We start from the raw sequence: 23,972 nt of genomic DNA on the forward strand, positions 1-23,972 counted from the left end.
GAGGTGGTTGTAACGACAGCCGATCGCCAATGAACCCCTTGGAGTTCCACTCAATGTCTCATCCGAAGTTTTCCAATTCGTCTGAGGTTCTTGCATTTATCAAGGACACAGACGTGAAGTTTCTCGACATCCGGTTTACTGATCTGCCCGGAATCCAGCAGCACTTCAACATTCCTGCTGCCACCGTCGACGAGGACTTCTTCTCCGTAGGCCAGCTCTTTGATGGTTCATCGATCCGCGGTTTCCAGTCGATCCACGAGTCTGACCTCCAGCTAATCCCCGACGTCACCACTGCATACGTCGACCCCTTCCGTGTCGAGCGCACGCTCATCATCATTTTCGACATCTACAACCCCCGCAACGGCGAAATCTACCCTCGCGACCCGCGTCAGGTCGCCAAGAAGGCCGAGAAGTACCTGACCTCGACCGGAATCGCGGACACTGCCTTCTTCGCCTCCGAAGCAGAGTTCTACATCTTCGATGACGTTCGCTACGAAGTGAGCGCCAACAAGAGCTTCTACGAAGTCGACTCCAGCGAAGGTGCTTGGAACAGCGGCCGCACAGAAGAAGGCGGAAACCTCGCCAACAAGACTCCATTCAAGGGCGGCTATTTCCCCGTCTCCCCCGTTGACCAGCACGCTGACCTGCGCGACGACATCGTCGTGAAGCTCATCGATGTCGGACTCGACGTCGAGCGCAGCCACCATGAGGTCGGCACCGCAGGACAAGGTGAGATCAACTACAAGTTCGATACCCTCGTGCACGCCGGTGATGACATCCTGAAGTTCAAGTACATCGTCAAGAACACGGCGAACGAGTGGGGCAAGACCGCAACGTTCATGCCGAAGCCGCTGTTCGGTGACAATGGTTCTGGAATGCACACCCACCAGTCGCTCTGGAACGACGGCACGCCGTTGTTCTACGACGAGAAAGGCTACGGCGGACTCAGCGACACCGCTCGCTGGTACATCGGTGGACTGCTCAAGCACGCACCAGCTGTGCTCGCATTTACCAACCCGACCGTGAACTCATACCGTCGCCTGATCCCCGGATTCGAAGCTCCCGTGAACCTCGTGTACTCGGCGGGAAACCGTTCGGCTTCCATTCGTATCCCGATCACTGGAACGAACCCTAAGGCAAAGCGCATCGAGTTCCGCGCACCCGATGCATCTGGTAACCCTTACCTCGCGTTCGCGGCGCAACTCATGGCTGGCCTCGACGGCATCAAGAACAAGATTGAGCCGCACGAGCCCGTTGACAAGGACCTCTACGAGTTGCCGCCCGAGGAAGCACGCCTGATCCCTCAAGTTCCTGCTTCGCTCGAAGAAGCGCTCGTGGCGCTCGAGGCTGACTTCGACTTCCTGATGGAAGGCAACGTCTTCACGAAGGATCTCATCGAGACCTGGATCGACTACAAGCGAACGAACGAACTGCTTCCATTCGCACAGCGCCCGCACCCGTACGAGTACGAACTGTACTTCGGCGTCTAAGCGCTAACACAGCACAACTGTGGGCCGCACCCTTCGGGGTGCGGCCCACAGTGCGTTAAGCGATAGTGCTGAGAACGCACGCGGTCGCGCTAACGACACGACGGCCCCTAAGGCAGCGCGGTGGCTAGGAGCGCACGGCGTTGACGACGCCATAGAAGCGTCGCTCAAACACACGTCGTGAACGGCGCGTGGCGCGAAGGTAGTCTTCTTCGAGCTTGGTCGCCGACCCTGGCGGGTACTCCAGCATCCGAGCTATACCTTCAAGCTGCAGTCGATCGTTCGGAAGAACGTCTGCAGCCTTAGAAGTCCACAGTGTGATCGCGGAACGAGCACGCGACGCCAATATCCACGCTTCGCGCAAGCGAGCAGCGTCGGATGCAATGACAAGTTTCTCTGCCACAGCCGCATCAAGCGCATCCAAGGTCGACGTCGTGCGTAGCCCCTCAACTCGAGCGCCATGCTGCAACTGCAACAACTGCACAAACCACTCCACGTCACTAAGCGAACCACGACCTAGTTTGAGGTGACGAGAAGGATCTGCGGCCTGTGGGAGTCGCTCGGACTCCACCCTGGCTTTGATCCTTTTGACCTCGCGCACATCTTGCGGTGAAATCGCTTGCGGATAGCGCACACGACTAGCCAGAGCCTCGAAGTCGCTCAGAAGCGCCTGGTCGCCCGCTACGCCACGCGCACGCAAAAGCGCCTGTGCTTCCCACGTGAGCGACCAACGCTTGTAGTAGGCATCGTAGGACTCCAAAGAACGGACAATGGCGCCGTTCTTACCCTCCGGACGCAGATCAAGATCAAGGTCCAACGGCAGCTTCATATCCTCGGTAATGCGCTTGAGGCCCCTAGCGAGAGCTTCGGCGCGCTTCGCCGCATCTTCACTTGCGGCATCCGTCGCACGATAGACATACATAACGTCGGTGTCTGAGCCGAAGCCGGACTCCGCTCCGCCGTAACGCCCCATAGCGATAATGCCGAATTCGATGCCATCCGGATCGGGCCGAAGCACCGCTAGAGCGCCCCCAAGAATAGTGGTCGTCACATCGCTGAGCCCGCGACCCAACTCTTGGATCGTAGTGACGCCGAGGATTGACCCCAGAGCAAGACGAAGCACTTCGCGACGTCGTGCAGTGCGCAGCGCAACCGCTGCCGCATTCTCGTCTCCACGGTGACGAGAGACAATCGCGCGAGACTCTTCGCGCAGAACCTCAATCGACCGTGGGCGAAGCTCTTTCTCATGTTCTAGCCATGCGGCGGCTTCGGGAATCCGCTCAAAAAGTGAACCAACATATTTGGATGCCGACAGAACATGAGTCAACCGCTCTGCTGCCCCAGAGGAGTCGCGCAGCATCCTCAAGAACCAGTACGCCTCCCCCAGCGCTTCACTGAGGCGCCGGAAGGCCAGTAGTCCATAGTCAGGGTCTGCCCCATCGGCAAACCACTGCAGCATGACAGGCAAGAGTGTTTTCTGCACAGTCGCACGACGTGTGAGGCCGCCCGTCAGCGCAGCGATGTGGCCCAATGCGCCCTTGGGATCAAGGAATCCGATGGCTGCAAGACGTGCAGCAGCCTGGTCACTCGACAGGGCGATCCCCTCTTCAGGAAGCGCAGCAACCGCCGAAAGCAATGGGCGATAGAACAGGCGCTCGTGCAAACGACGAACAGCGATCTTGGTGCGCTGCCACTGTTCCGTCAGGTCGCTCGCGCTCTTGGCAATTCCGGTTGATCGCGCGAGCACACGAAGGTCATCAGGATCTCGTGGCATCAAGTGAGTTCTCCGCAAGCGCGACAACTGGATGCGATGCTCAAGTAGGCGCAAGAAGCGGTAGTCGCGCGCGAACTCCCCCGCCTCGGTGCGCCCAATGTAGCCGTGCTCCGCTAGTGCGATCAGTGCCCGCAAGCTCGAGGTCTGCCGCACTTCTTCGTCGCTTTGCCCGTGCACGAGTTGCAGCAATTGCACCGTAAATTCGATATCGCGCAGCCCGCCCGGGCCCAGTTTGAGTTGCACATCGCGTTCTTCCGGAGGGATGTTCTCGGTAACGCGCTCACGCATCCGTTGAACTGACGCGACAAAGTTTTCACGGGATGCGCTCGACCAGACCATCGGCGCGACGCCAGCAACATAACGTGCGCCCAAGTCCTGATCTCCCGCGATCGGCCGCGCTTTGAGGAGTGCCTGAAACTCCCAACTGTCGGCCCAGCGCTCGTAGTACGCAAGGTGCGATTCCAACGTACGAACCAGTGCACCGTCTTTGCCCTCGGGGCGAAGGTTTGCGTCGACTTCCCACAATCCGGGCTCCAGCGTGAGGTCGTTGATGCCGCGCATGGTCTGAACGGCAAGGCTCGTTGCGATATTAACCGCGTGGTCGGCCTCAATACCATCCGGCTCGGTGACAAAAATGACATCGACATCCGATACATAGTTCAGTTCGCGCGCGCCGGCCTTGCCCATTCCAATGATAGCGACTCGGGTGCCTGCGATGTCTGACTCGGGAAAGTTGACTGTACGCCGCGCGATGTTCAATGACTCCTCGAGCGCGGCACCAGCGAGGTCTGCCAGTGCCATCGCAACGCGGTCTACTGCGCCAAGCGGATCCGCCTGTGCGAGATCCCAGCCGGTGAGCTTGGCAAGTTCTCGCCTGTAGCGGACGCGCAAAGCCACCCACGCATCCTCGCTGGCAAGTCCTACGGTTGCCTCAGCCAGCACGGCCACGTACTCCTCAGGCGTCGACGGACCCGCGATTGGCGCACACAAAGCATCCAATTCTTGAGGATGCCGCACGAAGTAATCGCCCAAGCCCGAGGACGCACCCAAAATTCGCACGAGCCGCACAGCCGCATCGTCATTCTCGAGAATGGGTTGAAGCTTTTCTGGCGCGGACTCCGATAGCGTCAGAAGCAGCCGCAACGCTTGGTCGGGGTCTGCCGCTCGCGCGAAGAGGCGCAGAACTTCAGGACGATCGAGGGCGACGAGTCGCTCGCGCGCTTCGCTCAGCTCCAAAAAGCCGAGCTTGGCAAGTTCGGTCAGAGTATACGGAGACCTAGACATGAGGAAACAACAACCTCTAGAGAATCTCTAGGTTGCTCTCCAGCTCATATGGAGTGACCTGCGCGCCGTATGCCTTCCATTCGCGACGCTTGTTAAGCAGAACGAAGTTGAAAACCTGCTCGCCCAGCGTTTCAGCAACGAGTTCCGAACTTTCCATAATACTGAGAGCGTCGTTAAGATTCGACGGCAACTGCTCGTAGCCGAGCGCGCGGCGCTCGTGCTCGGAGAGTTCCCCAACAGCATCTTCTGCCTCGAGGGGCAGTTCATAGCCTTCCTCAATGCCCTTAAGCCCTGCGGCGAGCAAAAGTGAGTATGCCAGGTAGGGGTTCGCCGCTGAATCGAGCGCCCGGTATTCGATGCGTGCGCTTTGGCCCTTGCCGGGCTTGTACAGAGGAACCCGCACGAGAGCCGAACGGTTGTTGTGGCCCCATGTGACGAAACTAGGCGCTTCGTCGCCGCCCCAGAGTCGCTTGTAGGAGTTCACGAACTGGTTGGTAACTGCCGTGATTTCAGGGGCGTGTTTGAGAATTCCTGCCATGAACTGGCGACCAACGTTGGAGAGCTGGTAGTGACCGCTTGCGTCGTAGAACGCATTCTGGTCACCTTCGAAAAGCGACATGTGGGTGTGCATTCCCGAACCCGGCTGTCCAGACATCGGCTTCGGCATAAAGGTTGCGTAGACCCCCTGCTCGATTGCGACCTCTTTGATCACGGTGCGGAACGTCATGATGTTGTCGGCCGTGGTCAATGCGTCGGCGTAACGCAGGTCAATTTCGTTCTGGCCTGGGCCTGACTCGTGGTGGCTGAACTCCACCGAAATTCCGAGATCTTCGAGCATTCGCACCGAACGGCGACGGAAGTCGTGCGCTGTGCCTCCGGGAACGTTGTCGAAGAACCCTGCGGAGTCAACGGGCTGAGGGCTGCCATTCTTGAGCTTGCTCGACTTGAGGAGGTAGAACTCGATTTCGGGGTGCGTGTAAAAGGTGAAGCCGCGGTCGGCGGCCTTCGCCAGCGTGCGCTTGAGCACGTTGCGAGGGTCGGATGATGCTGGCTGTCCGTCTGGAGTCGTGATGTCACAGAACATGCGCGCGGTAGGGTCTATTTCTCCCCGCCACGGCAGGATCTGGAAAGTTGTGGGGTCAGGATGCGCGAGCATGTCTGCCTCGTAGGCGCGGGTAAACCCTTCGATGGCTGAGCCGTCAAAGCCTAGGCCCTCAGCAAACGCACCTTCGATTTCGGCTGGAGCAACAGCAACGCTCTTGAGGGTTCCTACGACATCGGTAAACCAGAGTCGAACGAACTTAATTCCACGTTCTTCGATCGTACGAAGAACGAAGTCGCGCTGCTTGTCCATTGACATTGAGTCCCTCGATCCGTGCCGTGTCGCGAATGCGCGACGTCGATTGTGCCTTACTTAGGCTACTTGCTCTGAAGCGGCAATGCAGCGCACGCGCCGTCGCGCCCCACCAATCACTGGCCATAGCCGGTGTCGTTAGACTTGCGACTATGACTGACCCTGCCGCAGCTGCCGCGCAAGCAAATCTTAAACGTGTCCGCACCCGCCATTTTCAGACTGCCAAAGAGAATGGGATCAAAATCGTTGGACTCACTAGTTATGACCAGCTAACTGCTGGCATCTTTGACGAGTCAGGCATCGACTTTCTGCTTGTCGGTGACTCCGCCGGAAACAACGTTTATGGCTACGAAACGACGTTGCCCGTCAGCATCGATGACCTCATCCCCTTGACTCGCGCTGTAGCCGGTGCCGTCACTCGCGCATTCGTCGTGGCTGATCTTCCCTTCGGTTCGTACGAAACTAGCCCAGACGAGGCCCTCCACACAGCATTCCGGTTCATGAAAGAGACTGGCGCTCACGCTGTGAAGCTTGAGGGTGGCGTTCGCAGTTCTGAACAGATCCGACGAATCGTGGATGCCGGAATCCCACTGATGGCCCACATCGGTTTCACGCCGCAAAGTGAGCACGGCTTGGGCGGCCACGTGATCCAGGGTCGTGGCGACGACATCGAGCAGCTACTTGCCGACGCGCATGCGGTCGAAGACGCTGGCGCGTTCGCGGTCGTACTCGAGATGGTTCCAGCGGATGCGGCAGCCAAGGTAACCGAAGCGCTGCGGATTCCGACAATCGGTGTCGGTGCCGGCCCTCACGTCGATGGCCAACTGTTGGTCTGGACAGACTGGGCCGGACTCACCAAGGGACGGATCCCCAAGTTCGTCAAACAGTACGCAGACCTTCGGTCAACTTTGGCGGGCGCCGTCACCGAGTATCGCGCCGAAGTGGAAGCTGGCACGTACCCGACGGCGGAGCACTCCTACTAGGAACACAGTGCGCACAAACTAGCTAGTTTTTTCTTCGTCTGCTTCATCATTGGCCCACTTGCGAGCTCGCTCAGCAATAATTTGTGGCGCCTGCTCGGCCAGCTCACGAGTATCGAATGGACCATCACGATCTACCCCGAGCGACTGCGGGCCTTCTTCGACTTCATTGGTCTTATGGTTGTACCACCATTGCGTCATGGTTCGTCCCTTCGTCGACTGCAAGGCTACGCCGGTAGACTGGTGAGATGCCTCGGAATAATTTTGGTCACCTCGTTCCGGGCGTAATCCCACCCGCTCTGGCGGTTCCGTCAGGAATCACGCGGCCGGAGTATGTCGGCAAAACCGCCCCACGGCCGTTTACCGGTTCTGACATCTATAGCGCTGAGGCTGTCGACCGCATCCGTGAGTCTGGAAAGATCGCGGCCGGTGCAGTCGACGCCGTTGGGGCCGCAATCGCACCGGGTGTGACGACCGCACAGCTCGACCACATTGCCCACGAGTACATGATCTCCCGCGGGGCTTACCCGTCAACCTTGGGTTACCGAGGCTTCCCCAAGTCGTGCTGCACAAGCATCAACGAGGTGATCTGTCACGGAATTCCTGACGACACCGTGCTCGAAGATGGCGACATCATCAACATCGATATCACCGCCTACAAAAACGGCATGCATGGCGACCTCAACAAAACCTTTCTCGTCGGCACCGTGTCAGAAGATGCGCGCAACCTCGTGGAACGCACGCAAGAGGCGCTCAATCGTGGCATCAAGGCTGTCGCTCCAGGCCGCCAGGTCAACGTGATCGGTCGCGCCATCGAATCTTATGCAAAGCGTTTCGGTTATGGCGTTGTGCGGGACTTCACCGGTCACGGAGTGGGCGAAGCCTTTCATTCTGGCCTCATCATTCCCCACTACGACTCGGCCCCCCAGTTCAATGACGTTATCGAGGTCGGCATGGTCTTCACGATCGAACCGATGCTCACCCTGGGAACTCACGATTGGGATCAGTGGGCAGATGACTGGACTGTCACAACCCGCGACAAGAGTCTGACCGCGCAATTCGAACACACCATGGTTGTCACCGAACGCGGCACCGAAATTCTGACGCTTCCCTAACCACGCGAAAGAGGCACAGTATGACCCACGCTCTAGGAATCGACATCGGCGGCACCGGAATCAAGGGTGCCGTTGTTGATACAGCCACCGGCGAATTGGTGAGCGAACGCAAGAAGATCGCCACGCCCAAGTCTGGCAAACCCGATGCTATCGTCGACGTTGTCGTCGAGCTCATCGCCCAACTTGGCGGGATTTCGCCCACCATGCCGATTGGCGTGTGCTTCCCCGCGATTGTGCGCAACGGTAAGACCATGTCAGCTGCAAACATTTCCGACGAGTGGATCGGGCTTGAGGCCGAGCAACTCTTCGAGAGTGCCCTTGGCCGCGACATCCACTTTGTGAATGATGCAGATGCCGCTGGCGTAGCCGAGGTTCGTTACGGTGCCGCAAAAGACGTGCCTGGTTTGGTTTTGCTCACCACGCTCGGCACGGGCATCGGAAGTGCGTTGATCTACAACGGAACGCTCGTGCCCAACTCAGAGCTCGGGCATCTGCAGATCGGCGGCCGTGACGCCGAAAAGGGTGCGTCTTACGCGGCAAAAGAGCGCCGCCGACTCAGCTGGGCTGCGTGGGCTAAGCGCCTTCAGCGCTACTACTCTCACCTCGAGTTGCTCTTCTCCCCCGACCTTATCCTTGTTGGTGGTGGTGTTTCTAAGAGCCATGAGAAGTTTTTGCCGCTGCTGAAGCTGAACACCCCCATCATTCCCGCTGAGCTACGCAACAACGCCGGCATCCTCGGGGCTGCCGCCCTCGCTGTGAAGGAATAGTTCATGAGTCTGCACCCGAATGAGCCGCACTCCGGTGATCTTGCCGGTCGGCTCAACTGGCTTCGCGCCGGGGTTCTCGGCGCGAACGATGGAATCGTGTCGGTTGCGGCGATCGTCGTCGGTGTCGCTGGTGCGACAACTGCCATCGCTCCTATCCTCACCGCCGGAATCGCGGGACTCGTCGGTGGCGCAATCTCTATGGCGTTGGGCGAATACGTCTCCGTGAGCAGCCAAAGTGACAGCCAGCGCGCGCTCATCGAGAAAGAGCGCCGCGAGCTTGCCGAGATGCCGGAAGAAGAACTCGCAGAGCTGACGGCAATTTATGAATCAAAGGGCATCAGCCTTGCAACCGCCAAGCAAGTTGCCGAAGAACTCACCGAACACGACGCATTGGCTGCACATCTCGAAGCCGAGCTAGGGATCACCGAGCACGACGTCGTGAGCCCGTGGCAAGCCGCCGGAGCATCGGCGCTAGCCTTTACGGTCGGCGGAATTCTCCCGCTGGCCGCCATCCTCCTCGCACCCGAACCCGTTCGCGTGCTTGCAACATTTGTCGCCGTGCTAACCGCGCTCATCATTACTGGCACCCTTTCGGCGCGAGTTGGCGGCAACAGGTGGGTACGTCCAACACTTCGAATCGTCATTGGCGGGGCAATTGCCCTGGCCACGACATTCCTGATTGGAACGTTGCTGGGCAACAGCGGAGTGGTCTAGCCCGACTCATTTGGCACGAGTGGTGGAGCGAGGGAATGGGCCGGCTAGTACGCCGGGTTCTGTTCACACGAGGCCGAAACCACGTGCTGGACGGTCATCTATCTACGATGTACGTTGCCGCACACCTCTAGCGATCTACCCGAAGACTTGGCGAGCAGCCTTAGCGTCTTCTGTCTGATCTTGCTCCGGACGAGGTTTACCTAGCCGGCCGAGTCACCCCAGCCGCTGGTGGTCTCTTACACCACCGTTTCACCCTTACCCCGGATCGAAATCCGTGGCGGTCTGCTTTCTGTTGCACTGTTCTCGCGGGTTACCCCGGGTGGGTATTACCCACCATCCTGCTCTGCGGAGCCCGGACGTTCCTCGGTACCCTTTCGGATAACGCGACCGTCTTGCCGACCCATTCAGCTGCCAAGCTTATCGTTCGCGCCGCTCGCAGCGCACCAGAGTGCGACGTAGGGCTTAGAGGCCCGACTGATCGGTGCGCACCAGAATTGCTTCGCTGCTTGCACACATGATGACGGCATCCGGTGCTGCTGCCCGAATCTCCTGCATCTCGTTCTCGAGAAGCTTGACTCCGGATGCCTGCGAGACGCCGCCACGCAGGAGCGATGCGCCGGTGCCGTAGCGTGAACGCTGGCGTTCGTAGAGGGCAAGCAGGTCTTCAGGGAGCGTGTTCTGGAGTGCGGCACGCCCGGTGCGAACGGTGCCCAGCTCGGCCTCAATATCGCGGAGCGCTTCATCACGGCTTGCCTCAAGCTCAGAAGTTTCGGCGGCGAGATTGCCGCCTTGCTCGATGAGGTTGTCGACAACTTTCTGCTGACCCTCGAGGCGCTCCATGACGGCCAGCTCAATGTCTTCGAGATTGCTCAGTCGTGTTCGCAAAGCAATCAGCTCGTGCTCGAATGCTGCCGCATCTTTCGCCGACGACGTTGCATCGAGACGCGCACTGTCGCGAGCGATCCGAGCGTCAACAACCTTCACGTCGGAGTCGATACGACTGAGTTCAAGCTCGATATCTTCTTTGATACCTCGCTCCTCAAGCAGGGTCAGCTGAAGCTTGTCACGGTGCTGCTGCAGCTCGGTCAGCGCCACATGTTGCGGAAGTTTCTTGACACGGTGCTCAAGCTGCGAAATCTTCGTGTCAAACGCCTGCAAGTCGAGTAGTAAAGCTTGGTCGGCGGGGCTAGCGGTTAACGCCATAGTGATGCTTCTTTCTGTATACCGGTGCGCTTACTGCACAACCGCAAAATCCCAAGGATCGGTGCGCAATTCGCTCACCGTAATCGTCACTTCTGGCAGCAGTGCCCGCAACTCTTCCGATGCGGCCTCCAGCCACAACCATTCACTCGCCCAATGCGAAACATCGACCAGCGCAGGGCCCCGCATTAGGCGGGCATTCTCACGCGCCTCGGAAGCCGGATGATGCCGCAGGTCGCTCGTAATATAAACATCGGCGGCAAGCACCGCAGGGTCATTCAAGTATGCGTCACCTGCTCCCCCACACAACGCCACCGACTGCACGACCCGGTCATAATCACCTGCCACCCGGATGCCGGTCGCCGTTGCCGGAAGAATCTCACCAATGAGGCGGGCGAGTCGGCCGAGCGTCATCGCCTTCGGCAATTTTCCGGTACGACCGATGCCGCGATCGGGAGTCTCCCCAGTAACCATGGGAGTGACCTCAGTGAGGCCCAGCTTCGCAGCAAAACGGCCTGATGTTCCGGTCTCAACGACATCAGCATTGGTGTGTGCAGCCAGTAGGGCACATTCCGCCCGCACTAGCTTGGTCAAGACAGCGCCCTTGTAGCGATCGCTGGCGATTGAGGTCACGCCTCGTAGCAGGAGCGGGTGGTGAGTGATGAGCATGTCTGCACCATCGTCGATCGCTTCGTGGACGGTGCCGAGCACCGCATCCACGGCAAGGGAAATGCGGGATACGGGCGCATCAAGGTCACCAGCTACGAGACCTACTGCATCCCACGCTTCGGCGCCCGAGGACGGCCAGAGTTGTTCGGTTGCGGCGATTACATCAGCGACAGTAGTAGACACGCTCTCAGTCTAGGCGGGGCGGACAGCGCGCTCGGAGCTTCCGGCCTCTTGACGCTTGATGGCTGGGATGCCCGTAACGATCGGTGTGAGCATTCCTAGTACCAGTGCGACGAGTACACCGAGGTCGGATGCAGCCAGTTCAGAGCTGAGGTCGATACCGAGTGTCTCGAAGCCGTAGCCCTGCCAGGAGAGCCATCCGATTGTTGCGCTCGTCAGTGCGAATCCGATTGCCGAAATCAAGATGAAGGCGCTGAGATTCACCCAGCGGACATCCGCGTAGATTCCGCCGCGCGTGGTCAGTGCTGCGCTGTCGAGTCGACGGGTTCGAATCATGGTTTCTGCGGCAAAGATTCCCACCCAGGCTGCGGTCGGAACCGCAAGGGTGGTTGCTACGTCGCGGAAGAGTTCATTGATTCCACCATTGACGCCGAAGGCGAACAAGACCGACAACGCGCCCAACAGCACGCCGACAATCACGATTGACCACTGACGTGGGACGCGCACCCCGATGGCTTGGAGTGCGAATCCACCCGAGTAGAGGCTCAGTGTGATGCCCGAGAGCAAGCTCAGCGCCGCGGCCAACAGCAGCGGGATGGGGTACCAGCCAGGCAGCAGAGGCAGCAGGGTGTCGAGCGGCGAGGCGAGGAAGCCACGTGCGAGTGCAGGATCGGATGCTGCCAGTAGCGCACCATAGGCAATCAGTACGAACGCGGGCAGGGTTGCACCGAAGGAAGCAGAGAGAGCCGCAGCTGGTCCGCTCGACGAGACACGCTGGTAACGAGCGATATCAGCGCCGCTATACGCCCACACCAGCCCCAGGAAGCTGAAGACCAGTACCGCACCGGTAAGAGTGAGGAGCCACGACCCGTCTGGAGTGGTGAGTGCCTGTGACACATCGACGTACTGAGCGGTGAGTGCGATGAGTCCCACAACCAAGACACCCGAGATGATGCTCAGGATCAGTTGGATGCGGGCAAAGAGTGGGTATCCCGCGAACGCAATCACGAGCGCCACGAGGAAGGACAGCGCAAGCGCAATGAGCAACAGTTGGCGATCGCCCAATCCAACGTTGAGATCGGAGCCGATCAGCACGATAGCAACGGATGACGCCAAAACCCACAGCAGCACTGCACCCCAGAAGAGTCGACCGACGAGCGCTACGAGAGACGGAACAATGTTGCCGAGCAAACCGAATGCTGATCGTGAGATCACCATCGTTGGCTGGCCGCTTCGCTTACCCGCGAGTGTCGTGAGCCCCAGCGGGATAAACGAGAGCGCAACACCGGCAAGGATTGCCAGAACAGACTGGCGCAGGCTCATTCCAACGGCAAAGACGGCGGCGCCGAGACCGATACTCACAATCGACGAGTTCGCGGCAAACCATAGCCAAAACAACCGTGCGGCATGACCAATACGGCGATCAACCGGAGTGGCCTCAAGCCCGCTCTCCTCGAGGCTAAACACCCGCTGAGCGGTAGGTGCTACATCCTCGAGGCCGAGTGGCTGCTGGCTCACGCGCGCAGTCGAGAGCGACATGGGTTGAGGCACGGCCGATGCGTCGATCGCGAGTGGCGCGGTTCCGGCAGCTGGGGCAGCGGTGGTGGGGCCCGGTGCTGGCGGTGCTGCAGAACTTACTGCCCCGGCGGCAACGGATGCGCTTGCCGTTGCTGCCGCAAATGGGATGGTGTTGTTGTCATCCTCGGCGTGCGGGGCAGCGAGGTCTGCTGGGAGCGGGTCTGCCTGCGGGAAAAGTTCGGTGTCTGGCTCCGAGATGACGGCATCAAGGGGGTTGGTCTCGTCGAACTCGGGTTCTTCGTCAGAGTCGTCGAGGTCATCAGTCTTCAGCAGGTCGTCAAAATTTAGCGGCGCGGTCGGAACGTAGCGCGGTGTTTCTTGCGAAGCGAAGCTGAACGCGGCCGGAGCTGCGTCGCTATCGGCCTCCGGTGCTGCGATCGAATTTTCGACGACCGCTGCATGCGTGTCGGCTTCATCGTCGACTGCGTCGGTGCCGCTTGTCTGAAGATCAGGTTCGCTCGCTGCACCGGATGCCGAGGGCGAATCGAGATCGAAAGCAAACGGGGAATCGCTGTCAGCATCGCTCGCAGGCGCAGCGGCTGTCGCATCCGTTATGGGCTCCGCCCCGGCCTCTGGCTCTCCAGAAATTGGTGGCGTGAAACCGAAGTCACCGAACGACACCTGCTCGTCAAGGTTTGACCGGGGTGTCGACGGTGCCGTGATTGGCTCGACTAGGGGCGGCGGGGTGAAGGGAATCTCGTCGTAGTCGCCATCTTCGTCTGCAGGAGACTCAGGAGACTCCGGAGACTCTGGAGACTGTTCGAACTGACTAGCCGTTGGTGCGCTGTCGGCGTCATCGACCGACGGGGTCGCGGGTGCCGGCATCCGCGGGATGCCATCCAAGCTCAATGGGCCAGCTTCCGCGTCCAAGTGCGGCGCGATTTGCTCGGGTTCTGCCGCTGCGGCCGCAGAATCTGCGAATTCAGGAGCGTCGTCTGTTGCGGCGTCACCAGTTTCGCTCTCGCTAGAGGGCCCTCCTGCCGGGATAGCGTTGGTGACTGATTCGTCCTCGACCAGAACCTCGTTCAAGGTTTCTTCGTGAAGCACCGGGAGGGTGATCGAACCGGTGGGATCCGCGTGCGCTGCGAATGGGATCTCATCGTCGAACTCATCGCTGGGAGCCCAGGTGTCGCTTGGCGGCGGCACGTCCCAGGCCGGCAATTGCGCAGCAGTCGGGGCGGGAGCTGCAGCGACGGCGGCGGCGGCGGCGGAACTCTCGGGAACTACCGGCTCTGTGGGCGCCTCCTCAACAACTTCTTCGTCACCCGGGGCAACCTTGGAGTGAAGGGTCGTTTCCCATTCGCGGTATTCGCGAGCTTCTTCTTCGCGCAGGCGAAGCTGGGCCTCGAGCACCTGGATAACGCTGAGAGTACCGGTTGATTGATTCTCGGGGCTATCGACCCAATTGAGTAGTTCGTCGTCGGCCATTGAACGCCGAACCGGAGGCGTAGGGATCTCGGGCTCATCGCCGGATTCAGCAGCTGCGGTCTGCTCACCCGCATCGGGAGCGTCTACGCCGTCGAGGTTCCAGATTCGCGGACCCTCGATGACTTCTTCACCGGCGAGCGGAAGTTCTGTAGACGTTGGGTCGACGTCGTCACCGGTCTCACGAGCGCTTGGCATCTCATCAACGCTGCTTACTGCTTCGTCTTCCGTAGTTGTTGCCTCGTCGGGCGATGCCGTGTCTTCAGCCGCCGCGTTTGGCTCAAGCGGTCCGAGCTTCCAGATGTTGTTAGTCGTGGGGCTTTCTTCGGCAGTCGCCGTGTTTGGCGAATCGGCTGCTGGCGATACTTCCGCCCATGACGTGTCGACTGCAGGCGCGGATGCCTCAGCCCTCACGGAAGGATCTTCGGTAGCGAAAAGCGAATCGAAGTTGAAGTCGCTCGCGTTTTCTGGCTCCGCAGAATCTGCGAATTCGTCGACCTGCTGCGCCGAGTCGTCGACGGGAATTTCGTCGGTCTCGGTCTCGGTCTCGTCAGTCTCAAATGCTGCTGAACGCTGCTTATCTGACAGTCCGTCAGGTGCATCGAGCTGGGGCACTGCTTGAGTAGGATCAGGGGCGGGTGCCATTGCCCAAGGCCGCTTCTCCTGGTCGAGCCCTTCAGACAGATCAGAACGCTGAAACTTATCGTTCACGTCGATCGGTGCGAAGGTGGATGTCGTACGAGACGGCTGTGGCAGATCCCTCGGGGCTGCCGTTTCAGGAATAGCGGGGACGCCGAGTTCCGCATCCAAGTCATACACACGGTCATTGGACGCTTCGCTCAGGTCGACTGGGGCGGATTCATCGCCGTCATTGGCCGAATTGGCAGCGGGGGTACTCGATGCTGCGCGCCGAGGAAAAGGTAGCTCGAACTCGTGCTCTGAAGACGTTTTGTCGTTCGCATCGTTCGCGTCGTCAACGTCGTCGTGGAATGCCATGCACAGATACTAAGGCGAGTCCAGTGTTTTGCGGGGATGACGAGCCGTGCTCAGTACAGATACCGCAACAAATATGAGGGCAAGACCGACCCAAGAGACTGGCGCAAGCAGCTCCCCCACGACGATCACCGCGAGCAGCGTGGCCACGACTGGTTCGAGCAGGGTGATGGTGGTTGCTGTGGAGCTGCGCTTGGTGCGCAGCCCGACCCCAAACAAGACGTACGCCACAAACATCGGGCCGATTATCAAGTAGCTGGAGATGCCGATGCTGACGCCTGATTGCAGAAGTGGTGTACCAAACATCGCGAGCACCGGCAACAGACCGAGCGCACCTACGCCGAACATGGCGCCCATCGTCGCGCCGGAAGTATGGCCTTCGCGAATGACTCGCGTTGAGCAATAGGTGTAGAGCGCATACGAGAGTCCGGCGAGCAGTCCGAGAGCCACGCCGGGCACTATCGATCCACCACTGCCCCCACCGCTTAAGTGGCCGCCGCCGAGAGTTAGCAACACAACGCCGAGCAACGCGATGGGAGTTGTCACTCTCCAGAGCACGCTGAGTCGTTCGCGTTCGAGCACACGCTCGAGAAGGGCAGCGAAAACGGGCCCCGTACCGAGGGAAACCACGTTTCCGACCGCGACTCCGGCGAGATCCATTGAACTATAGAAAGCGAGCGGATAGACAAATACCCCGATCGCACCGAGCAGCAACCACGGTTGTGCTCTGCGATCGCGGAACGCTGCTCGAGCATGCCGAAAACTGACGAGAAAGAGCAGGATGCCGCCGCCAGCCATCGTCGCCGCACCAATAGCTAACGGGCTGATGTCATCCGGAAAGAAGCTTGCCGCAGTCCCCGTAGTTCCCCACAAGGTGGCGGCCCCGATGATGGAAAGAGACCCGAACCTATTTGCTGCGCTTGTCGACACCTCGTCAGCCTATTGCCACGCCATCTCAGCGCTGCTGAAGGTCTCGATAGATTGTGAGGATTGCAGCAGCACTCTGTGCAATGTCTTCTTTTGAGGTAGCCCAATTTGTGACCGATACGCGCATCGCGGCCTCCCCATTCCACGTCGTGCCACTCGCCCAGCATGTTCCTTCCTCCTGAACACCAGACACCACGGCACGCGTCGTGTCATCGTCGTCGCCGAAGACATCGTCGCCGCCCGATGGTCAGAAGAATGCTTCACGATGGCCAGACCGCTGTCGTAGGGAACGTTCAACCACTTGTGCGCATCTGTGGATCACGAATCCGAAATAGCGTGGCGAGCTGCAGGAGGTCATGCCGACTTCTGCCTGACTCGCGAGAAGATCGATAACCACAGACGGATCCGCCCCCTGTGCCGCTAGTGGAGGTTTTCTATTGTGGTGGGCCCTACCGGGATCGAACCGATGACATCCACGGTGTAAACGTGGCGCTCTACCAGCTGAGCTAAAGGCCCGCAGCATCGCATTGCGAAGCAGCGCGAGATAATGTTACAGGTTTTTTTGCACGACGTTGAACACCGTGTTCGGGCTCACGACCACTCGGCAATTTCCATCAGAGAAATGGCGTCTTCGTAGTGAGAAAACTCACGGATGCCATCGAGGGGAGCCTCAATGACACAGCGGACAATTCTCGATCGATCGATCAGAAAACTTGCCCGCCCGGCGAATCCTCGGTCTTCACGCAGCACCCCAAAACTGCGCGCTACAGTGCCGTGCGGCCAGAAGTCTGACAGAAACGAAAAGTCGTAGCCGCCGGCATCCGCCCACGCTCGCAACGTCGCGGTCGAGTCAACTGAAATCACCACAACAGTGAGGCCTGCGTCGACGAAACGCTGTCTTTCGCGCTGCAGAATCTCAATCTCACTCGTGCAGGTCGCCGAGAAAGCGAGCGGGAGAAAGACCACCATTACGGGTTCATGCTCGAGCAACGCGCCCAACTGCACACTCTGTCCATGCTGATTCTTCAACTTAAAACCCGGTGCGTGATCCCCTACGGCAATCGCCATGTCTACAGACCTTTCATTTGCGGATGAGCGACCCGAAGTTTCGGTCGCATTCGCGCTCGGTTCGAATGTTGCCGCATTCGACAACTAGAATCGTTGGGCGTAGTCGATCCCATCACATCTGCAACCCGGTTGTGATTCGACTCGCACGACTCTGTTCTCTACACGAAAGAGGTCAACGGTGACGGTAAACGACCAGGACCCATACTCGGTAACCAACACCGATAAGGACCCGGAGGAGACCGCCGAGTGGAACGAATCACTCGACTCCCTCGTTGCAGCACAAGGCCACGAGCGCGGTCGCGAGATCATGCTCAGCCTTCTCAAGCGTTCTAAAGATTTGCACCTTGGTGTGCCGATGGTTCCCACCACCGACTACATCAACACCATCGCTAAAGAGGACGAACCCGACTTCCCTGGCAATGAGGAACTCGAGCGTCGCTACCGTGCTTGGATCCGGTGGAACGCCGCAATTACCGTGCACCGCGCACAGCGCCCCGGTATTGGCGTCGGCGGTCACATCGCAACTTACGCATCATCCGCTGCTCTCTACGAAGTAGGGCACAACCACTTCTTCCGTGGTGCAGACCACGAATCTGGTGGAGATCAGATCTTCTACCAGGGTCACGCCTCCCCCGGCATGTATGCTCGCGCCTTCCTCGAAGGCCGCATGAGCGAAGACCAGCTCAAAGGCTTCCGTCAAGAGAAGTCGCAAGCGCCCAACGGCATTTCGAGCTACCCGCACCCGCGCCTCATGCCCGAGTTCTGGCAATTCCCCACCGTGTCGATGGGTCTCGGCCCGATTAACGCCATCTACCAGGCACAAAACAACAAGTACCTCACCAACCGCGGCATCCGCGACGTCTCAGAGAAGCAGGTCTGGGCGTTCCTCGGTGACGGCGAAATGGATGAGGTCGAAAGCCGTGGAGCCCTTCAATGGGCCACAAACGAGAAGCTCGACAACCTCAACTTCGTCATCAACTGCAACCTTCAGCGCCTCGACGGCCCGGTTCGCGGTAACGGCAAGATCATTCAGGAGCTTGAAAGCTTCTTCCGTGGTGCCGGCTGGAACGTCATCAAGGTTATTTGGGGCCGCGAGTGGGATGACCTGCTCGCCAACGACCACGAGGGTGCCCTGCGCGACCTCATGAACCGCACCCCCGATGGCGACTACCAGACGTACAAGGCCGAGTCGGGTGCCTACGTTCGAGAGAACTTCTTTGGCCGCGACCCACGCACGCTCAAGATGGTCGAACACCTCTCTGATGATCAGGTGTGGAATCTCAAGCGTGGTGGCCACGACTACCGCAAGGTCTACGCAGCGTTCAAGGCCGCAAGCGAGCACAAGGGACAGCCCACTGTCATCCTCGCGAAGACTGTGAAGGGTTACGGCCTCGGCCCGAGCTTCGAGGGCCGCAACGCGACCCACCAGATGAAGAAGCTCACACTCGACAACCTCAAGAAGTTCCGCGACGAAATGCACATCCCGATTACGGATGCCGCACTCGAAGCAGATCCGTACCAGCCACCGTTCTACCACCCTGGTGAGGACGACGAGGCTATTCAGTACCTGCAAGAGCGTCGTCGCGAGCTGGGCGGCTACCTGCCCGAACGTCGCACCAAGTACACGCAGATCGAGCTTCCTGAAGCCAAGACCTACGACGTGGTCAAGAAAGGTTCGGGCAAGCAGGAGATCGCCACCACGATGGCCTTCGCCCGACTGCTCAAGGATCTGCTGCGCGACAAATCAATCGGCAACCGAATTGTGCCGATCATCCCGGATGAGGCGCGCACGTTCGGAATGGACGCGTACTTCCCCACCGCGAAGATCTACAACCCCGCAGGGCAGCACTACACCTCCGTAGACCGTGAACAATTGCTGGCCTACAAGGAAAGCGCTCAGGGTCAGATTCTGCACGTCGGCATCAACGAGGCAGGTGCTTTCGCGGCGTTCACCGCCGTCGGTACCTCGTATGCGACGAACGGCGAACCGCTGATTCCGGTCTACGTCTTCTACTCGATGTTCGGATTCCAGCGCACTGGCGACGCCATGTGGGCTGCCGGCGACCAGATGGCGCGCGGCTTCATCATGGGCGCAACTGCCGGTCGCACGACGTTGACGGGTGAAGGTCTGCAGCACGCTGACGGCCACTCGCTGCTGTTGGCATCCACGAACCCTGCAGTCGTCAGCTACGACGCTGCGTATGGCTACGAGCTTGGCCACATCGTGCGCGACGGCATTGAGCGTATGTATGGCGGCAAGCACGAAGACCCCAACGTCATGTACTACCTGACGTTGTACAACGAGCCTCTCGTTCAGCCTGCTGAGCCTGAGAACTTTGATGTTGAGGGTGCGCTCAAGGGTATTTATCACTTGGCTGCTCCCACTATCACTGGGCCGAAGGCGCAGTTGATGGCTTCTGGTGTCGCAGTTCCGTGGGCTCTTGAAGCTCAGCAGTTGCTGGCCTCCGATTGGGGTGTCGCGGCTGATGTCTGGTCGGTAACGTCATGGACGGAGCTCCGTCGCGACGGACTTGCTGCTGAGGAGCACAACTTCCTTAACCCCAATGAGGAAGCTCGCGTTCCCTACGTCACTGCGAAGCTTGCGGATGCGAAGGGGCCGTTTGTTGCACTCACTGACTTCATGCACGCTGTTCCCGATCAGATCCGTGCGTTTGTACCTGGCGACTTCGCGACACTCGGTGCCGACGACTTTGGCTTCTCTGACACGCGAGCCGCTGCTCGCCGCTTCTTCAAGATCGACAGCCACTCGCTCGTCGTTCGCACCTTGGAGTCGCTCGTCACGCGCGGCGAAATGGATCCGGCTGTTCCGGCTCAAGCGATTGAGAAGTACAGCCTTCATGATGTCAATGAGGGCACCACCGGTTCTGCCGGCGGCGAAAGCTAGGTCGCAACCATTCCCCCGGTACAGAAAACTAAGGCACAGACGCTCGCTTGGTTGCGTGTGATTTCGGGCGAACTTGCAACGGCAACCCTGAAGCGGCTTGAAGACACGCTGCCTTGGTATGGCGAAATGCCACCAGGGCGACGTTCTGCGGTCGGTCTGGTGGCCCAGGCCGGCATTACGAGCTTCATTAGCTGGTTCGAAGACCCCACGACGACACCGTGGATTGCTGCGGATGTATTCGGTGCAGCTCCACGCGAATTGCTTCGATCAGTCTCGCTTCAGCAGACGCTGCAACTGATCCGCATCACTGTTGAGGTGGTGGAAGCGCGCGTTAAAGCTGATGACGATGTCTTGCGTGAAGCGATCCTGTTGTACTCCCGCGAAATTGCCTTTGCTTCGGCAGATGTTTATGCGCGCGCAGCTGAAGCACGCGGACTGTGGGATGCACGACTCGAAGCGCTCGTGGTCGATTCGATCCTCAGCGGTGAGTACGACAACGAGCTCCCCAGTCGTATTGCTGCTCTGGGTTGGAATGGCCATGGTGAGGTATGTGTTTTGGTTGGCACTGCCCCACGGATGCTCGACGTCGACCAGTTGCGACGCACAGCCCGCCATCTGGATGCCGACGTCTTGATCGGCGTGCAAGGCAGCCGACTCGTCTTGGTGATCGGCCGCGCAGCACCCCGCTCCGAGAAGACTGACGGCGCTGAGCCGCTCCCGTTTATTACGATCGCGGAGCAGCTTGAGCCTGGGTTTGGCAGCGGTCACCTTGTGCTCGGGCCAGAGGTTCCGAGCTTGGTTGACGCGTCGAAGAGCGCAAAGGCTGCTCTCGCAGGGTTCGCCGTGGCTCGGTCATGGCGCAATGCCCCTCGGCCCACTCTCGCCAATGACCTCCTTCCAGAACGCGCTTTCGCGGGCGATCCGCTTGCGCGCTCGACGCTCATCAACAAGATCTACAAACCCTTGCAGGCTCACTCCACGGATCTTCTGACCACGCTGTGGTGCTACCTCGACAATGGTCGTTCGCTCGAAGCGACGGCCCGCGAGCTCTTTGTGCACCCCAATACAGTGCGGTACCGCCTGAAGCGTGTCAGCGAGGTGATCGGCTGGGATGCCACCGGTGCGCGTGAGGCATTGATCTTGCAGGCAGCGCTCATTGTCGGTTCTATTTCTGATCCTGAGTCGGGCCGCTCGAACTAGCGCCGTCCTGTCTTTTGGTGAGTTCACACAATGATCCTCCAAAGGTTTGGTGGGGTCATCCAAGCGGTTCCGAGAAAAGATTGGCAGACTAGCTAAGTGATTGTTGTAGTAGCGCCCGGTCAGGGCTCCCAGACCCCCGGATTTCTCGATCCGTGGCTTGACGATAGCTCTCTGCGCGATCAGCTCGCGGCTATCTCTGAGGTTGCGGGAATCGATCTCATCAAGCACGGAACAGTTTCGGATGCGGATACTATCCGCGATACCGCAGTGGCCCAGCCACTTATCGTGGCGGCAGGACTGCTCACCCTCAATGCGTTGACCGCTGGCGGACGCCGCGAGCACATCAGTGCTGTCGCTGGCCACTCTGTCGGCGAGATCACGGCAGCCGCGGCTGCAGGAATCCTCTCGGAGCATGATGCGATCCGATTTGTGGTTGAACGTGGTTCTGCAATGGCTTCGGCGGCAGCCCTTGAGGGGACAGGCATGTCAGCAGTCATAGGCGGAGATGAAGAAGCGCTGCTCGAACGGCTCGCTGACCTCGATCTACAGCCCGCAAACTTCAACGGTGGCGGGCAGATTGTGGTCGCTGGAGCACTCGATGCCCTGGCCAAATTTGCGGAGGATCCCATCAAGGGCACCCGCGTCATTCCACTTCAGGTCGCCGGTGCATTCCACACCCGCTACATGCAGCCCGCGGTTGCGCACCTTGAGAACGTTGCTGCAGGCCTCACCAAGAACGACCCAACATTGCCGATCTACACCAACCGCGATGGGTCGCTCATTGAAGTTGGTGAACACTTCGTCGACTTGCTTGTCGGCCAAGTGTCATCGCCGGTGCGCTGGGATCTCACAATGAAATCGCTGGCGGATGCCGGCGTCACCGGGATCATTGAACTTGCGCCTGCAGGCGCTTTAGTTGGTCTCGCGAAGCGTGGACTCCGGGGCATCCCGGCGGTCGCGGTCAAGACACCAGAAGATTTATCAGCAGCATTTGACCTGATGGAGGCCAACGTATGACCGCACCCACCCTCACCCAGTCTGTCGGGTCACAGTTCACCAGAATCTACAGTTATGGCGCCGCACGCGGCGACCTGATCGTTGACAACAACCAACTCGTCGAAGCGATCGACTCGAGCGACGAGTGGATTCAGCAGCGCACCGGCATGATCACGCGCCGTCGCGCATCGCCGGGCATCCTCGCGCTCGATCTTGCAACAGATGCCGCTCGCGAGGCCATCGACAAGTCGGGCATCGATCCCGCAGAGATCGGCGTCGTTATTGTTGCGACCATCAGCAACGTGCAGCAGTCGCCCTCGATTTCTGCTGTCGTCGCTGACCGCGTTGGTGCCAACCCCGCTGCAGCTTATGACATGAATGCGGCCTGCGCCGGCTTCAGCTACGCCGTTACTCAGGCTGACGCCCTCATCCGCAGCGGTGCAGCAAAGTACGCGCTTGTGATCGGTGCCGAGAAGCTGTCAGACGTCGTTGACCCCACGGACCGCAGCATTTCTTTCCTGCTTGGCGATGGCGCCGGTGCGGTCATCATTGGCCCAAGCGATACCCCCGGTATTTCGGCACCGGTGTGGGGTTCCGATGGTTCGAAAGCTGATGCGATCAAGATGAACGCGACTCTCGTTGACTTCCGCGAGGGTGACGCCGCCTGGCCAACCCTGCGTCAAGAGGGCCAGACGGTGTTCCGTTGGGCTGTATGGGACATGGCAAAGGTCGCGAAGGAAGCTCTGGATGTCGCAGGCATCACCGCAGAGGACCTCGCCGCCTTCATCCCCCACCAGGCCAACATGCGCATCATCGACGAGTTCGCGAAGCAGTTGAAGCTTCCCGAATCAGTCGTTATCGCACGCGACATTGCCGACACCGGCAACACGTCAGCCGCGTCAATCCCGCTGGCTACCCACCGCTTGCTCGAAGAGAACCCCGAGCTCAGCGGCGGCCTCGCACTGCAGATTGGCTTCGGTGCTGGTCTCGTTTTCGGCGCACAAGTAATCGTTCTGCCTTAGTAACCCCGCTAAACGTGGCTGCTGGCCTACACTGGCTAACGGTCAATTTACATCCCAAGGAGAAAAACATGGCACTGTCCACCGAAGAAGTCATGGCCGGACTGGCTGAGCTCATCAACGACGAGACCGGCATTGCGACCGACACTGTCGAGATGGGCAAGTCGTTCACCGATGACCTCGATATCGACTCGATTTCGATGATGACGATTGTTGTTAACGCCGAAGAGAAGTTCGACGTAAAGATCCCCGACGAAGAGGTAAAGAACCTCAAGACCGTCGGCGACGCTGTGAGCTTCATCACCAACGCTCAGAGCTAGAAAGAGCTAATCGCGGA

The 23,972-nt window shown here is 59.4% G+C and carries 18 protein-coding genes, 1 tRNA gene and 1 other RNA gene; 10 read left to right on the forward strand and 10 right to left on the reverse strand.

The features are described 5' to 3' along the window. The first annotated feature begins 53 nt into the window (after positions 1–53). Entirely contained in the window at positions 54–1,490 is a 1,437-nt protein-coding gene (gene glnA, locus ACTJJW_RS07895; RefSeq protein WP_462643573.1) for a type I glutamate--ammonia ligase, read from the forward strand. Positions 1,491–1,614: 124 nt separating this feature from the next. Here the strand turns inward: glnA and ACTJJW_RS07900 are convergent, their stop codons facing one another. Further along, positions 1,615–4,545, reverse strand: a complete 2,931-nt coding sequence (locus ACTJJW_RS07900) for a bifunctional [glutamine synthetase] adenylyltransferase/[glutamine synthetase]-adenylyl-L-tyrosine phosphorylase (protein ID WP_462643574.1) — start codon at positions 4,543–4,545, stop codon at positions 1,615–1,617. A gap of 16 nt (positions 4,546–4,561) precedes the next feature. Further along, the gene (locus tag ACTJJW_RS07905; protein ID WP_462643575.1) at positions 4,562–5,899 is read right to left on the reverse strand and encodes a glutamine synthetase family protein; all 1,338 of its coding nucleotides are present in this window, start codon (positions 5,897–5,899) and stop codon (positions 4,562–4,564) included. A 152-nt stretch (positions 5,900–6,051) separates the two neighbouring features. Here ACTJJW_RS07905 and panB point away from each other — a divergent pair, with 152 nt between their 5' ends. After that, a complete protein-coding gene (panB, locus tag ACTJJW_RS07910; RefSeq protein WP_462643576.1) occupies positions 6,052–6,882 on the forward strand; it encodes a 3-methyl-2-oxobutanoate hydroxymethyltransferase in 831 nt (276 codons plus the stop codon). A gap of 18 nt (positions 6,883–6,900) precedes the next feature. On the opposite strand, the gene ACTJJW_RS07915 is transcribed toward panB, so the two are convergent. After that, positions 6,901–7,080, reverse strand: a complete 180-nt coding sequence (locus ACTJJW_RS07915) for a methionine aminopeptidase (RefSeq protein ID WP_462643577.1) — start codon at positions 7,078–7,080, stop codon at positions 6,901–6,903. Between the two features lie 47 nt (positions 7,081–7,127). Between ACTJJW_RS07915 and map the strand changes: the two genes are divergently transcribed. The 3 genes from map to ACTJJW_RS07930 are packed head-to-tail and all read left to right on the forward strand — an operon-like array spanning position 7,128 to position 9,475. Beyond that, entirely contained in the window at positions 7,128–7,994 is an 867-nt protein-coding gene (gene map / locus ACTJJW_RS07920; protein WP_462643578.1) for a type I methionyl aminopeptidase, read from the forward strand. Between the two features lie 20 nt (positions 7,995–8,014). Continuing rightward, positions 8,015–8,761, forward strand: a complete 747-nt coding sequence (gene ppgK, locus ACTJJW_RS07925; protein WP_462643579.1) for a polyphosphate--glucose phosphotransferase — start codon at positions 8,015–8,017, stop codon at positions 8,759–8,761. Between the two features lie 3 nt (positions 8,762–8,764). Next, a complete protein-coding gene (locus ACTJJW_RS07930; protein ID WP_462643580.1) occupies positions 8,765–9,475 on the forward strand; it encodes a VIT1/CCC1 transporter family protein in 711 nt (236 codons plus the stop codon). A 32-nt stretch (positions 9,476–9,507) separates the two neighbouring features. On the opposite strand, the gene rnpB is transcribed toward ACTJJW_RS07930, so the two are convergent. The 7 genes from rnpB to ACTJJW_RS07965 all read right to left on the reverse strand — a co-directional run bounded on the left by rnpB (position 9,508) and on the right by ACTJJW_RS07965 (position 17,515). Then, an RNA gene (gene rnpB / locus ACTJJW_RS07935) (RNase P RNA component class A) lies at positions 9,508–9,878 on the reverse strand. A 59-nt stretch (positions 9,879–9,937) separates the two neighbouring features. Further along, positions 9,938–10,678 carry a zinc ribbon domain-containing protein gene (locus ACTJJW_RS07940; protein ID WP_462643581.1) on the reverse strand — a complete coding sequence of 247 codons (741 nt, stop codon included), beginning with the start codon at positions 10,676–10,678 and terminating at the stop codon, positions 9,938–9,940. Between the two features lie 30 nt (positions 10,679–10,708). After that, entirely contained in the window at positions 10,709–11,527 is an 819-nt protein-coding gene (locus ACTJJW_RS07945) for a Nif3-like dinuclear metal center hexameric protein (RefSeq protein ID WP_462643582.1), read from the reverse strand. 9 nt (positions 11,528–11,536) lie between these two features. Continuing rightward, the gene (locus tag ACTJJW_RS07950; protein WP_462643583.1) at positions 11,537–15,523 is read right to left on the reverse strand and encodes a purine-cytosine permease family protein; all 3,987 of its coding nucleotides are present in this window, start codon (positions 15,521–15,523) and stop codon (positions 11,537–11,539) included. A gap of 9 nt (positions 15,524–15,532) precedes the next feature. Then, entirely contained in the window at positions 15,533–16,450 is a 918-nt protein-coding gene (locus ACTJJW_RS07955; protein ID WP_462643585.1) for a DMT family transporter, read from the reverse strand. Positions 16,451–16,887: 437 nt separating this feature from the next. Then, positions 16,888–16,963: transfer RNA gene (locus tag ACTJJW_RS07960), tRNA-Val, on the reverse strand. A 75-nt stretch (positions 16,964–17,038) separates the two neighbouring features. Further along, a complete protein-coding gene (locus tag ACTJJW_RS07965; RefSeq protein WP_462643587.1) occupies positions 17,039–17,515 on the reverse strand; it encodes a redoxin domain-containing protein in 477 nt (158 codons plus the stop codon). Positions 17,516–17,693: 178 nt separating this feature from the next. Between ACTJJW_RS07965 and aceE the strand changes: the two genes are divergently transcribed. The 5 genes from aceE to ACTJJW_RS07990 all read left to right on the forward strand — a co-directional run bounded on the left by aceE (position 17,694) and on the right by ACTJJW_RS07990 (position 23,955). Next, complete coding sequence (gene aceE / locus ACTJJW_RS07970; protein ID WP_462643589.1) at positions 17,694–20,420, forward strand: pyruvate dehydrogenase (acetyl-transferring), homodimeric type; 2,727 nt, start codon at positions 17,694–17,696, stop codon at positions 20,418–20,420. A gap of 51 nt (positions 20,421–20,471) precedes the next feature. Beyond that, on the forward strand, positions 20,472–21,620 hold the full coding sequence (locus ACTJJW_RS07975; protein WP_462643591.1) for a PucR family transcriptional regulator: 1,149 nt from the start codon (positions 20,472–20,474) through the stop codon (positions 21,618–21,620). A gap of 96 nt (positions 21,621–21,716) precedes the next feature. Then, positions 21,717–22,637 carry an ACP S-malonyltransferase gene (locus tag ACTJJW_RS07980; protein ID WP_462643593.1) on the forward strand — a complete coding sequence of 307 codons (921 nt, stop codon included), beginning with the start codon at positions 21,717–21,719 and terminating at the stop codon, positions 22,635–22,637. Further along, on the forward strand, positions 22,634–23,638 hold the full coding sequence (locus ACTJJW_RS07985) for a beta-ketoacyl-ACP synthase III (protein WP_462643595.1): 1,005 nt from the start codon (positions 22,634–22,636) through the stop codon (positions 23,636–23,638). The genes ACTJJW_RS07980 and ACTJJW_RS07985 overlap by 4 nt, the downstream gene beginning before the upstream one ends. A gap of 68 nt (positions 23,639–23,706) precedes the next feature. Continuing rightward, positions 23,707–23,955, forward strand: coding sequence for an acyl carrier protein (locus tag ACTJJW_RS07990; RefSeq protein ID WP_462643597.1), 249 nt, complete (start codon positions 23,707–23,709; stop codon positions 23,953–23,955). Positions 23,956–23,972 lie beyond the last annotated feature (17 nt).

The organism is Rhodoglobus galactosidasius (assembly GCF_054957775.1).

What these genes read in the sequence shown, in the direction of transcription:
- glnA (WP_462643573.1), top strand. Translation starts at nt 54, where the DNA reads ATGTCTCATCCGAAGTTTTCCAATTCGTCTGAGGTTCTTGCATTTATC.
- ACTJJW_RS07900 (WP_462643574.1), bottom strand. Translation starts at nt 4,545, where the DNA reads ATGTCTAGGTCTCCGTATACTCTGACCGAACTTGCCAAGCTCGGCTTT.
- ACTJJW_RS07905 (WP_462643575.1), bottom strand. Translation starts at nt 5,899, where the DNA reads ATGGACAAGCAGCGCGACTTCGTTCTTCGTACGATCGAAGAACGTGGA.
- panB (WP_462643576.1), top strand. Translation starts at nt 6,052, where the DNA reads ATGACTGACCCTGCCGCAGCTGCCGCGCAAGCAAATCTTAAACGTGTC.
- ACTJJW_RS07915 (WP_462643577.1), bottom strand. Translation starts at nt 7,080, where the DNA reads ATGACGCAATGGTGGTACAACCATAAGACCAATGAAGTCGAAGAAGGC.
- map (WP_462643578.1), top strand. Translation starts at nt 7,128, where the DNA reads ATGCCTCGGAATAATTTTGGTCACCTCGTTCCGGGCGTAATCCCACCC.
- ppgK (WP_462643579.1), top strand. Translation starts at nt 8,015, where the DNA reads ATGACCCACGCTCTAGGAATCGACATCGGCGGCACCGGAATCAAGGGT.
- ACTJJW_RS07930 (WP_462643580.1), top strand. Translation starts at nt 8,765, where the DNA reads ATGAGTCTGCACCCGAATGAGCCGCACTCCGGTGATCTTGCCGGTCGG.
- ACTJJW_RS07940 (WP_462643581.1), bottom strand. Translation starts at nt 10,678, where the DNA reads ATGGCGTTAACCGCTAGCCCCGCCGACCAAGCTTTACTACTCGACTTG.
- ACTJJW_RS07950 (WP_462643583.1), bottom strand. Translation starts at nt 15,523, where the DNA reads ATGGCATTCCACGACGACGTTGACGACGCGAACGATGCGAACGACAAA.
- ACTJJW_RS07965 (WP_462643587.1), bottom strand. Translation starts at nt 17,515, where the DNA reads ATGGCGATTGCCGTAGGGGATCACGCACCGGGTTTTAAGTTGAAGAAT.
- ACTJJW_RS07985 (WP_462643595.1), top strand. Translation starts at nt 22,634, where the DNA reads ATGACCGCACCCACCCTCACCCAGTCTGTCGGGTCACAGTTCACCAGA.
- ACTJJW_RS07990 (WP_462643597.1), top strand. Translation starts at nt 23,707, where the DNA reads ATGGCACTGTCCACCGAAGAAGTCATGGCCGGACTGGCTGAGCTCATC.